We start from the raw sequence: 11,767 nt of genomic DNA, 5'->3' as shown, positions 1-11,767 counted from the left end.
GCGAGGAAGGCAAAAGGGGACGTTACATCATGAAAGATGCGAAAGGGCGCACGATCGTCAATCGGCGCGCCACGGTGGATGATGTAAAACGGCTTCAATCATTCAGTCCCTGACCGGCTTCCGATCGATCGCATCGCGAAAGACCATCGCCGCCTCTGTCCTGTTGTTGACGTCAAGTTTCGCCATGACCTGTGTCATGTGATGCTTAATCGTTTTCTCGTGCAGGTCGAGCTTCCGGGCCACCTCCTTATTGCTAAGGCCCGTCGCGACGAGCTTTAGAACTTCGTGTTCACGGGCGGTAAGCGCAGCAATGGCGTCAACGTTGGAGGGCTCGGATGGATTGTGAAGCAACTTGGCAGACAGCGTCGGAGCAACATATCCGTCCCCGTCAGCCACCGTGCGGATGATGTCAGCGAGTGCTCTGGAGCCGACGCCTTTGAGAACATAACCTTTCGCCCCCGCCTTCAAGGCTCCGGTAACATCATCGTTGGTTTCAGAGACCGTCAACATGATGATCTTCTGCGCGGGTGATGCTTCAAGGATCGGACCAATCGCGTTCAGTCCCCCGCCTGGCATGGAAATGTCGATGAGGATGATGTCGGGCCGCAGGTCCTGCGCAATTCGCAACGCGTCATCCTTCGAGCCGCCTTCGGCGATCACCAAGAAACCATCGATCTCCGACAAGCTTCTCGTTACGCCCTCTCTAAACAGCGGGTGATCGTCTATAACCGCGACCCTGATCGTTTCGCTCATATTTGCTCGGCCTCCTCGGTGTTGAGTGTCATCCTGACGGTCGTACCTGGCGCCGCAAATGTGATCTCGAACGTACCGCCAAGACTTTCAACGCGTTCCCTGAGGCCCGCAAGTCCAAGGCTGGTAGGTCCGACGTCGTCGGGACTGAAACCTGGCCCATCGTCTGCGACTTCTATGCTGACGCAATTTTCCTGCAGACGCTGGATAACACGCTGGCCCGCGCCCCCGCCATGGCGATAGGCATTATTCAATGCTTCCTGCACAAAACGGTAGATGCATATTTTCGCCGACGGCGATAGACAAACAGGGATGCTGGACGTCACCAGCTCGACGATCGTCCCGGTTCTCTGGCGATGCGCGTGAACACTACGCTCCAATATTTCAGAAAGGCTCGCTGCCTCGATCTGCGGCAAGACCAGACCGCTGCAAATCGTACGGATTTCGCGCATGGCTTCGTCGAGACTTGCCTTGATGGATGCTACCTCCCGCTCGCGGGTGACAGGAGAGGTCGAGGCGCTGACGACGGTGCGGCTATCCAGCCGAAGTGAAGCATAAGCTATAAGTTGGGCTGGGCCGTCGTGAAGATCCGCGCCGATGCGCCGCAGATAGCTCTCGTTCAATGCGGTGACACGTTCGGAAGCGCGCTGGACACGCTCCCGGAGAGCCTCGTTCTGGGCAAGCAAAGCGGACAAATCGTCGATCCGCTGGCTTAACGCATGACGCTGATTTTCGATCGTTCGGCTACCCCTTAAAACAATCGCCGAAAGCGTCGCGAAGAACACAAGCGTAAAGCCCGCCACCGCGAGCCAGGTGTGAAGCCGGGCCTGTCTAAGGCTGTGCTGGAAGTCGTTGGCAATTTCGTAAAACTCCGAAACGGCGACCACCTGTCCTGACCAGGGCTGCAGGACGGGGTTATAGATCTCCAGAAGCGGTTTACCGGCAAGGCGTTCTACCTTGTCCTCGACATCGTCGAGCTCGTTGAACTGTGCCGCCATCTTGCCGGCAAAGGCCGTCTTGAGCTCATCACTGAGCGGGAACTTCTTTCCGACCATGGTCTTGTCGTTCGAATAGAGAACAGTTCCGTCCGAGCGCCACAAACGGAATGACAACAGCCGGTTGCCGAGCGCACCTTGCCCGAGCGTCTCGTCCAGAGCACGCGCGACAGTGTCGTCAAGCGCCTGGCTCGTCTGCATGTCAGGCAGCAGCGGAGCAATGACACTGTCCACGTAAAGGGCGGTCGTTGCGGCAGAATTGCGTGTAACGGCGTCTTCGATCAATCGAGTCACGAACGCCCCGACCAGAAGCATCGCTCCAATCGAGACAATGCCGCCAATCACTAGGAACTGCTTGGCCAGTGACTGCGAATTCCATTTTGAAATCAGGTTGGGCCGACGCACGAGTTATTCTCGGGGATTGGTCGCATTGCGTGGGCGACCCGTTTCGATTTTGCAGATAGCCTACCTTCTCTGCTCCGGCGGTCAATGGCGAGCTTGTCAAGCGTCCACTATCAGACGTTTAGAATCCATCCATCGGACCTAAGTCCTAACCGCTGCGGCATTGGTCTGACGATCATGGAATCGCGCCGCCGCGCAAGCTATCGTTGCGTTCAGTGAAGCCGCCCATCCGCGGCTGGCCGTGATTTTCGTCGCCGCCGCTTTAACGAGGAGACATCGCATGCCAATCAGAAAAGTAATCAGCCGGGGCATTCTTGCGCTTACCATCACAGTCGCACCACTAACAGGCGCTACGCTCGGAATCTCGAACGTGGCCCTCGCCAAGGACGGAAATGGCAACGGCAATTCTGGTGGTGGTGGAAACGGCAATGGGAACGGGGGTGGGAATGGAGGCAACCACGGCAGCGCGGGCTCGAACCATGGCAAGTCTGGCAATGCGCATTCGAAGACGAATTCAAAGTCGGGTGCCAGCACGCCGACGCTCGAATCACTCTTCTTTCATGAAAAAAAGACCGGTAAGGCAACAAAGGCGGAAAAGCCCGTCAAGAGCGGCAACGCTGCAAAGAAAAGTCTGAAGAACACCAAATCGGACGCGGTTGGACTGAGTTCGTTGAACCGCAACTATCATGCCTATATGCATTCCAACGACCCGCGACTGGCTCCCGTTGCGGCCTACGTCATGGCATATGCTGAATTCGAAAAGGTAAGCGGGCCCGATGTGGTTCCGATCGATCCGGCGCTGAGCGATGAGGCGCTGCGCGAGGCCCTTACGGGCTTCACAAAAGGGGGCGTTGTGAGCGACGATGCCCTTGCTGAAGCCAAGGAAATCCTCGGCGTAGGACCGGCAGTCGGCAAGATCGACGAGATTCGCGAAACGCTGCCCGATCCGGAGCCCGTGGATACGCTCGAGGAGCCAACAACCACGGAAACGACGACAACAGTCACGATTGTCACCGAGACGCCCACCGAGCCGGCGAACTGATGTTGAGATACGCGCCGGCACCTGAGGTGCCGGCGCAATTCATTGCCGGGAACGGCGAAGTCCCTCGATAACCAGCACGTTGGCTGCAAGAGTCCCGTCTAGGAACTCTTGCTGAGAGATCTTGGTGAAACATTATCATTTGTGTCGAATGCTATGGATACGTGCGTCGTGCCATATCGGAAGCAGGGCCGGATAATGCCACATGCCGGAAATGGCGACCGCACGTTTTGGGCCAAATTCAGTCGACTGCCCAGACTTCAGCAAAACTCCGTTCTTGTTTCCGCAATTTGTGCGCTGCCTTGAAAGCAGGCGGGGGTTGAGAAGATCCTGCGACGCATGAAGAGCGGAGCCCCGGGGTAGGACAATCATCTTGAGCGCGATGACCCCTTTTGCCGACGCCCATCGCATTTTTGGGCACTCCAGGTGCTGATCTGGTTGCGACCGTTGCGTTTGGCATCATAAAGAGCGTCGTCTGCGCGTTTGATCAGTTCCGCCGATACCAGTTCGGAAGAAGAGCTTTGCTTTGTCAAAACGCCGACACTTGCGGTGACATACCGGAATTCGCTCCCCGCATGCGGTATTTCCAGCGCCCGAAGACCCGTCAGGAATTTGAGGGCAAGCGCCTGGGCTGCGCCTTCGTCGGTTTCGGGCAGCAGAACGACGAACTCCTCACCACCAAAGCGGGCGACGACATCGGTGCGGCGCTTGACAACCTCGCGTAAACAATCGCTCACGGCTTTGAGACATTCGTCGCCCGCAACATGACCGTAAGTGTCGTTATAGGCCTTGAAACGATCGACATCGATCAAAAGCAGGCTGAGCGGGGTCCGGTTTCTGGCGCTTCGGGCAAGCTCGATGACGATGGCCTGGTCGAAAGCCCTCCGGTTGACGATCCCCGTTAAAGCATCCGTTTCCGCCAAACTCTTCATTTGCTCGGCAAGTTCCCGCAGCGAGTGCTCGGCCTGCTTCATGGCTGTGATGTCCGATACGACAACGAGTGCTTTTCCGTCCGTCGTCAGTCGCGTCCGCAAGCTGAGCCAGCGGCCATCACAAAGGTCAATCTCCTCGTCCTTGTCCTGATGCAGGTGCGCGGCGGCGTTGTCGATCCAGTCATCTGTCACGTCCTTGGGCAGATCGCGGCGCTCCTCTGTCTCCGCAACCTTCCGCAGAATGTCTTTAATGTTGGCTCCGGGAATCCGCGCTGGAGCAGATAAGGGGAAAAGGCACCTGTACTGCTCGTTACAGAATAGTAGCGTGCCGTCAGGACCGAACATCGCAAATCCATCCGACATGCCGGCCATCGCGTGCGACAGCAAGTTCCGACTTTCGGTGAGTTCGCGCTCCACGCGCCGCTGTTCCGTGATGTCGCGCGTGGCGCCGGCAAGACCGATGATTTCGCCCTTTCCGTCGCGCAAAGGAAACTTGGACGTCGAGTAGCATCTTTCCTGCTCGCCCTCGCGAAGCTGTTCGATCTTGTCGATCACGGGCTTGCCGTTTCGCAAAAGCTCTTGCTCTTCAGCAAACAAGATCTCCGCGCGCCGTTGTGTTGCAAGCTGAAAATCGGTGAGGCCGATCATCTCGGCCGGCGAGCTGAAGTGATGATGTTCGGCGACATTGCGGTTGACGATGACAAACTGGCTCTGACTGTTCTTGACGTAATGGTAGTCGGATGTCTGGGTGAGGGCGGCCGTCAACAGATCACGTTCCAATGCAATGCGTTCGAACTGCAACAGGACAAGCCCGGAGATGATGATGGCGCAGGAATTGAGGAAGAGAGCGGGCGCAACGATTGACGTAAGCGTTTGGCCATCGGCGGAGCTGAGCAGGACCAGTGTCGATCCCACGAGTGTTACGCAAACCGCAGCAGCCAGGAGCACGACATCGATAATCCCGATTTTGCGGTTTTGAACGATTATGTGAGCGGCAACACCAACGGCGCCGATCAGCAGGATACCGGTAATGCCGTTGATTGTTCCCGCTCCGCCTGAATATATCCGGAAGCCGCCTGCAACAGCCATCGTGGCGATGGCTGCCACCGGCCCGCCAAACAGCCCGGAGATCGCAATCAGCGACGATCTCAAAGCGATGAATGCGCCGGAGTTGACAGGGATCGAAAGCAACATCGATGCAATGGCGCCGAGGCCCATTGTCAGACCGAACGCGACCTTCGACTGAAGCGCGGAAAGATTGCGGAATCGATAATAGAAGTGGGCCCACACCGACATGACAAGTGCAACGACGGCGAGGTTTCCCGTCAGTATCTGCCAGGTTGTGCTCATGATCGTTTCAGCAGCTCAAGGACATGGATCGATTTGAACTTCTACGCTTTTTTTCTTTCGGGCAACTTAACGCGGTGTTCGCTTTGGATCCCGGTGGCTGAGCTATCATTTCGGCGCCGCGGGCTGCGTTGGATGGCTACTTTTGTCGTTAACCACGCTTTTTAAGCACGCTTACATCGTCGAATGCTAAACCTGAAATGCAGCGCATTGCGGACATGATGTCTCCTGCCGTCCCAAGACATGATCCTTAAACTCACAGATTCTCGGACCCTTCATGTCGTCCAGCTTTGCAGCGAAATATGTTCGTGCTCAAACGTCTTCCATCATTGCTGCAACCATCTGCTTCCTTGCCGTCGCTCTTTTGTTGACGGGCCTGATGGCCCACGTTGTTGCGACCATGACCCGGTCGGGCAATGAAATCGACGATGCGCGGGCAACGCGTGCCGCAGCCGCCGCGATCGCCGCATTTGCGGCCCGCCTCAGCGGGACCGTAACGGATAATGCCGTGTGGGATGATGCTTACGCCGCCATTGCCTCATCAGACGCCGCCGCCTGGGCTTACGACAACTGGGGAAAGACCAGCGAGGACTATCCGCTGTATGACGGTGCAATCGTCATCGACCCCGAAGGAAGGGTGACCTCTTCCTATGCGAAGGGCAAGTCTTTCCAGCCGAGCGCATATTTTGGTGAGGCCTTCGCGCGGCAGAGCAAAGCTGCTGCGATCGCTAGCGAGGCTCCTCTGGTCAACTTCTTCAAGACCGAAAGCGGTGTCGCCCTTGTCGCATCACAGGCAATTCAGCCCTTCTCGACAAATGCCCAGCTTCCGAGGCTGAGCGTATTGAGCTTCTACAAGGAAGTCACGCCGGACATTCTAGGCGCGTTCTCCGCTGAACACGAGCTTGAGGGGCTGCGGCTCCAGGCAGTGGCTGAACCAGGCCTGCTGAGCGTCCCGATCAAAGGCATGGACGGCGCTACCATTGCCTTTCTCGTCTGGCCCAGCAAAGCGCCCGGAAGCGCCGTCTTTATGGCGGTCTATCCGTACATACTGGCCGCCGCGGTCATCCTTTGCCTGTTTCTGGCAGGCGTCCTTTTCGCCGGCGCCTCTGAGGCGCGGCGCTTGCGTCGATTGGCGGACGTGGCGCGTTTCGAAGCAAATCATGACAATCTGAGCGGTCTGCTCAACAGACATGGCCTTTTGAATGTGCTGGAGCATCTCAGCAGTTCGGCTGTGCCGGAGGTGTCTCTTTATCTCGTTGACCTTGATGGCTTCAAGGCGGTCAACGACGCTTGGGGGCATGCGGTCGGCGATGATCTGATCCGCATCGTTGCGAAGGCGTTGGCGACCTGTCACCAGGAAGTCATTGCCGCCGCGAGGCTGGGTGGCGACGAATTCGCGCTGGTGCAAGTCGGATCGGCTGCGCTCGGCGACTTCGAACAGGCAATTCTCAACCTCTTTGCCGGGCCGTTCAAAATCGACGGGCGAACGATTGAAGTCGGGGCAAGCATCGGAGCCGCGCCCAGAAGCGAGGACATTGCGCCCCTGGAACTGCTTCGGCGGGCCGACATGGCTCTCTACCGCGCCAAGGAAAATGGCAGAGGTCAAGCTATTGGATATGATCCCGAGCTCGACCGCGAACGCGTGCGTATCGGCGAACTGGAAGGCGAATTGAGAAGCGCCATAAAGAGTGGAGCAATCGAACCCGTTTTCCAACCGCTCGTTTCTGCCACCACGGGTGCGATCACAGGCCTTGAGGCCTTGGCGCGTTGGCAAAGCGCCGCTGGAAGGATCAGTCCTGAGGTCTTCATCCCGCTTGCTGAAAAATCTGGCCTCATAGACGCTCTCGGCGTTCATATGCTGCGTGTGTCGATCTGCCATGCGAGAGCCTGGCCCGGCCTTACGCTATCTGTCAATGTCTCGCCAATCCAGCTGTGTAATCCGGACTTCGGAGCACAAGTGATTTCGGTTTTGAAGGAATCTGACTTCGACGCCAACCGCCTGACTTTGGAGATAACCGAAGGCGTCCTCATGACGAATCCCGATCAGGCCCGCCGGTCCATCGACCAGCTTAAGCGCGTCGGAATCAAGTTCGCGCTTGACGACTTCGGTTGCGGCTATGCCAGTATTGGCGCACTGCGGCAGTTTGGCTTCGATCGGATGAAGATCGATCGATCACTTGTTTCGGGTGTCGAAGACGCTGCCAACGGCATTGAGGTTCTTCGCGCGACGATCTCCTTGGCAACGGCTCTAAATATTCCCGTTACCGCCGAGGGCATCGAGAATGCGCGCCAGGCAGCGATATTACGCGACACAGGATGCGATCAGCTTCAGGGATATCTCGTCGGAAAGCCTATGTCGGCACAGGAGATTTCAGAGACACTTCGTCTAGAAGATCCAGCGGCATGACATTGCCCAGCGGCTGCGCAAACCTTTCTTAATACTGTTAACTCTTTATTAACCATGGCGGCGGTAGATATGGTCAACGATTTCTTAACATAGATGACCAAAGTGCTAACAGACGCTCGCTCTATCCGCATCAAGGGCCGCTCTTTCCTCGCGGTCATGCTTTCTCCAGATCTCCCGCTTGATGATTGGCTGGCGAGGCTGGATGATCTCGCAGCCCGCTCAGCCGGATTCTTTTTGGGCCGGCCCATCGTGCTTGATGTCACGGACCTGCAAATCGACCGATCGCAGTTAAAAGACCTTATTGCGGAACTAACGCAACGCAATGTGAGCGTCATGGGAATCGAGGGCGGGCGGCCGTCAATCCTCGGGCCAGGCATGCCGCCTGCACTGAAGGGCGGACGGCCGGTGTCCGACTTTGAGCTTCCAAAAGCGGAACCAATTATTGATCTGCAAAGCAAGCAGCCGGCAAGCGAAGCGCGTCCGGCGCTTCAGTCCATCGTGATCCGGCAGCCCGTGCGTTCAGGCCAGTCAGTGATTTTCCCGGAAGGCGATGTCACCATCGTCGGTTCTGTTGCCTCCGGTTCCGAGATCATCGCCGGAGGTTCGGTCCATGTTTATGGCACCTTGCGGGGCAGGGCCATGGCGGGGTCGGTCGGAAATGCGTCAGCGCGGATCTTTTGCCGAAAGCTCGAGGCAGAGCTAGTTGCGATTGATGGCGTCTACAAGACCGCCGAAGACATGGCCTCGAACCTTCGAGGGCAGGCTGTCCAGCTCTGGCTGGAAGGCGACACGATCATGGCAGAGAAACTTATCTGAGCCGAAAGCCGGCTAGGACACAGGAGAGCAAGATGGGGAAAGTCATCGTCGTCACTTCAGGCAAAGGCGGAGTTGGCAAGACAACTTCTACCGCCGCGCTTGGAGCGGCTCTGGCGCAGAGGAACGAAAAAGTGGTCGTCGTCGATTTTGACGTCGGGCTGCGCAATCTCGATCTCGTGATGGGTGCGGAGCGAAGGGTCGTCTACGACCTGATCAACGTCATACAAGGCGATGCCAAGCTCCCTCAGGCGCTGATACGCGACAAGCGGCTCGAGACGCTGTTTTTGCTCCCGGCATCGCAAACGCGCGACAAGGACAACTTGACGCCGGAGGGTGTCGAACGTGTCATGGCCGATTTGAAGCGCCACTTCGACTGGATTATCTGCGATAGCCCCGCAGGCATCGAACGTGGGGCAACCCTTGCAATGCGCCATGCCGATATCGCCGTCGTCGTCACCAACCCGGAAGTTTCTTCGGTCCGTGACTCGGACCGCATCATCGGCTTATTGGACGCCAAGACCGCCAAGGCAGAACGCGGCGAGCGGATGGAGAAGCATCTGCTCCTGACCCGCTACGATGCCAACCGCGCCGAACGGGGCGATATGCTCAAAGTCGATGACGTCCTGGAGATCCTTTCCATCCCGCTCCTCGGCATTGTTCCCGAAAGCATGGATGTTCTACGCGCCTCCAATATTGGCGCACCTGTGACGCTCGCCGATAGCCGCAGTGCACCCGCGATGGCATATTTCGATGCCGCCCGCCGGCTTGCCGGTGAGGAAGTACCGATCACAATTCCCGGGGAAAAGCGCGGTCTCTTCGGCAAGATATTCGGACGGAGGGCCGCATGAACATCTTCAGTCTTTTCGGCAAGAAGAAAACGGCCCCCGCGGCCCGTGAGCGCCTGCAGGTGCTTCTGGCCCACGAACGCTCGTCGGCGGGTTCGGACCTTGTAGCGCTGCTGCGAGAGGAAATCCTTGCGGTGATTGCCAAGCATGTGCAAGTCGACAACGATAAGGTCCAAGTAAAGATGGATCGCAATGAGCACGTGTCGATTTTGGAAATCGACGTCGAGATCCCATTGAAGGCAGAGGCGCAAGCTGCTTGAAACGGCCAAAGGAAGCCGCACGCATGAAAGTAGTGTGTCGGATATTGTGAGCCGGGTAGGCGAGGGGAGGGCGGGGACTAAGCGGCGACTGTAACTGTCGGTTGCCTGAAGACGCCGCCCCTCCCGCTGCCACTTCCGCCGTTGCGGCGCCTGATAGCAGCCATATACCTGGCTTGGCCCGGGGCGCCCCGTCAGCGACGCTGACGGAAACACCGCTCTTCTGACGTCGATTTGCGCAGGAGTTCATGCCTGGACGACCGACGCGACTGGGACAATCATGCACCGGCGTTGGCCGTACCGGGCAACCAGGTCCAATCTTGATCGCCCGAATCACGCGGACTGCACTCAGCTGTACGAGGCTGCACCCGCGCTCGCCGGCTCCTTCTGGGCCGTCGCCTTCCTGAGCTTTGCCACTTTCGCGGGTCGCTTCTCCCGCTCACGCGCAATTGAGTTGCAGCCGGACTGCTGCTCTATAATCGATTAAACTCAACCTCGCTTAACAAATTGATTTACATGACATTTGAGGCATGGCAACGGGTAGATACTCAACTGTTGCCGGGGGTCAAATGAGCAGGGGTGTTTTTGCTTTCAGACCGGCCGCTCTTCGTGAAAGAGCGGTGGGCGAAATCCACGCTCGGCCATATGCCCTTATTACGGTACCTCGCGTCATCTTTCAGCTTGCTTTCTTGACGGACAGCGAGCCCGATCAGGATCATGATATCGTAAAGCGGCTCTCCCAATCGAGCGGATCGCCGCCTCCGTCTCACGAGACCAATCACCATGCGATCAGCTGGGGACAAGGAACGCTGAGATGGGAACGCCACACGGAATTCTCGACCTATTTCTGGGATAGCCCCGCTCCAGAAAAGTTCGGGGCTGAGATTCCTGTGCATCCATTCGGTGACGGATTTTCGCAACCCGGACCCTTCATCTCGGGAATACGACTGGAGATCAGACCTGACACTGAAGAGACCCAGAAGGACCTCGCCGTTTTCGATCGGACGAGCCTCTGCCGCAGTGACCTCAGAAGCGGAGAGGCCACCATTCTTACGGATTTCCGTCCGGATGGGGATGGCCTAACAAAGATCCTCGTTATCGACCGCGGCCTATCCGATAGTTCGCGCGGTGCGCTCGTTCAGAAGCTTCTGGACATTGAGACCTATAGAACACTTGCAATGATGGCGTTGCCTTTGGCACAATCGCTGTCACCCGAGATCCGCCGGATAGAAGCTAGCCTGACGGCGCTCACTCAGCGGATGAAGCAGCACGCTCGCGACGAAGCCGATCAATTGCTTGCGGAAATTACCCGTCTGGCGGCCGAACTCGAAGCGAATGCTGCGATGAGTCTTTACCGGTTCGGCGCCAGCCGCGCCTACTACGAAATTGTCCAGGAGCGGATTCGGGCGCTTGCCGAAACAGCGACCTCCGGGAGCGAGAGCCTTGGCACTTTCTTGGAGCGGCGCCTGGCACCGGCGATGCGGACCTGCCAATCTGTAGAGGAGCGCCAGGCAAATCTCTCGCGCAAACTGGCTCGTGCCACGTCCTTGCTAAGGAGCTGGATCGATGTGGAGCTGGAGCAAATCAACATGACGTTGCTAAACTCCATGGACCGCAGGGCAAAAATGCAATTACGCCTGCAGCAGACCGTTGAGGGCCTCTCCGTTGCGGCCATATCGTACTATGTCGTCGGACTGATTGGATATGTCGCCAAAGGGGTACACTTGTTTGGCATCGAGTTTGGGTCGGAAATTGTGACGGCAATCTCGGTCCCTTTCGTCATTTTGGGAATTTCGCTTATCGTTCGGAATATCAGGCATCGGCACTCGGAAGAAGACGATACGCAATGAGGAACCATCCGCAATCTCCCACGTCATAAAACAGGGAAGAGTGATATCTTACTTTGCAGGATCAGGACAATTTAACTTGCGGCTACACCAAATGTGGCGCGGCGGGTTGAACCGTTCGTTTCGACGC

9 protein-coding genes are annotated in these 11,767 nt (G+C 57.3%); 6 read left to right on the top strand and 3 right to left on the bottom strand.

Annotated elements, in window-relative coordinates; genetic code table 11:
* Window positions 1-102 precede the first annotated feature (102 nt).
* A complete protein-coding gene (locus tag C9413_RS02410) occupies window positions 103-753 on the bottom strand; it encodes a response regulator transcription factor (protein ID WP_040115441.1) in 651 nt (216 codons plus the stop codon).
* On the bottom strand, window positions 750-2,150 hold the full coding sequence (locus C9413_RS02405) for a sensor histidine kinase (RefSeq protein ID WP_040115442.1): 1,401 nt from the start codon (window positions 2,148-2,150) through the stop codon (window positions 750-752). Before C9413_RS02405 ends, C9413_RS02410 begins: the two co-directional genes overlap by 4 nt.
* Before the next feature lie 277 nt (window positions 2,151-2,427).
* On the opposite strand from C9413_RS02405, the gene C9413_RS02400 reads away from it, so the two are divergent.
* Window positions 2,428-3,189, top strand: a complete 762-nt coding sequence (locus tag C9413_RS02400; protein ID WP_052451790.1) for a hypothetical protein — start codon at window positions 2,428-2,430, stop codon at window positions 3,187-3,189.
* A gap of 365 nt (window positions 3,190-3,554) precedes the next feature.
* Here the strand turns inward: C9413_RS02400 and C9413_RS02395 are convergent, their stop codons facing one another.
* Window positions 3,555-5,468, bottom strand: a complete 1,914-nt coding sequence (locus tag C9413_RS02395; protein ID WP_170250160.1) for a diguanylate cyclase — start codon at window positions 5,466-5,468, stop codon at window positions 3,555-3,557.
* Window positions 5,469-5,742: 274 nt separating this feature from the next.
* Between C9413_RS02395 and C9413_RS02390 the strand changes: the two genes are divergently transcribed.
* The 5 genes from C9413_RS02390 (at window position 5,743) to C9413_RS02370 (ending at window position 11,640) form a co-directional block, all read left to right on the top strand.
* Window positions 5,743-7,872: an EAL domain-containing protein gene (locus C9413_RS02390; protein WP_170250159.1), complete on the top strand. Its 2,130-nt coding sequence runs from the start codon at window positions 5,743-5,745 to the stop codon at window positions 7,870-7,872.
* A gap of 93 nt (window positions 7,873-7,965) precedes the next feature.
* Window positions 7,966-8,688: a septum site-determining protein MinC gene (gene minC / locus C9413_RS02385; protein ID WP_040115445.1), complete on the top strand. Its 723-nt coding sequence runs from the start codon at window positions 7,966-7,968 to the stop codon at window positions 8,686-8,688.
* A gap of 32 nt (window positions 8,689-8,720) precedes the next feature.
* Window positions 8,721-9,536: a septum site-determining protein MinD gene (minD, locus tag C9413_RS02380; RefSeq protein ID WP_040115446.1), complete on the top strand. Its 816-nt coding sequence runs from the start codon at window positions 8,721-8,723 to the stop codon at window positions 9,534-9,536.
* Window positions 9,533-9,793: a cell division topological specificity factor MinE gene (gene minE / locus C9413_RS02375; RefSeq protein ID WP_040115447.1), complete on the top strand. Its 261-nt coding sequence runs from the start codon at window positions 9,533-9,535 to the stop codon at window positions 9,791-9,793. Before minD ends, minE begins: the two co-directional genes overlap by 4 nt.
* 566 nt (window positions 9,794-10,359) lie before the next feature.
* Window positions 10,360-11,640, top strand: coding sequence for a DUF3422 family protein (locus C9413_RS02370; protein WP_040115448.1), 1,281 nt, complete (start codon window positions 10,360-10,362; stop codon window positions 11,638-11,640).
* Window positions 11,641-11,767: the final 127 nt, after the last annotated feature.

The sequence above is a fragment of the Rhizobium sp. SEMIA 4085 genome, from assembly GCF_013004495.1.
GTDB classification, from domain to species: Bacteria; Pseudomonadota; Alphaproteobacteria; order Rhizobiales; family Rhizobiaceae; genus Rhizobium; species Rhizobium gallicum.
The sequence above is the reverse complement of the archived record's forward strand: the minus strand, read 5'-3'. Positions and strand labels throughout refer to the sequence as shown.

What these genes read in the sequence shown, in the direction of transcription:
- C9413_RS02410 (WP_040115441.1), bottom strand. Translation starts at nt 753, where the DNA reads ATGAGCGAAACGATCAGGGTCGCGGTTATAGACGATCACCCGCTGTTT.
- C9413_RS02400 (WP_052451790.1), top strand. Translation starts at nt 2,428, where the DNA reads ATGCCAATCAGAAAAGTAATCAGCCGGGGCATTCTTGCGCTTACCATC.
- C9413_RS02395 (WP_170250160.1), bottom strand. Translation starts at nt 5,468, where the DNA reads ATGAGCACAACCTGGCAGATACTGACGGGAAACCTCGCCGTCGTTGCA.
- C9413_RS02390 (WP_170250159.1), top strand. Translation starts at nt 5,743, where the DNA reads ATGTCGTCCAGCTTTGCAGCGAAATATGTTCGTGCTCAAACGTCTTCC.
- minC (WP_040115445.1), top strand. Translation starts at nt 7,966, where the DNA reads ATGACCAAAGTGCTAACAGACGCTCGCTCTATCCGCATCAAGGGCCGC.
- minD (WP_040115446.1), top strand. Translation starts at nt 8,721, where the DNA reads ATGGGGAAAGTCATCGTCGTCACTTCAGGCAAAGGCGGAGTTGGCAAG.
- minE (WP_040115447.1), top strand. Translation starts at nt 9,533, where the DNA reads ATGAACATCTTCAGTCTTTTCGGCAAGAAGAAAACGGCCCCCGCGGCC.
- C9413_RS02370 (WP_040115448.1), top strand. Translation starts at nt 10,360, where the DNA reads ATGAGCAGGGGTGTTTTTGCTTTCAGACCGGCCGCTCTTCGTGAAAGA.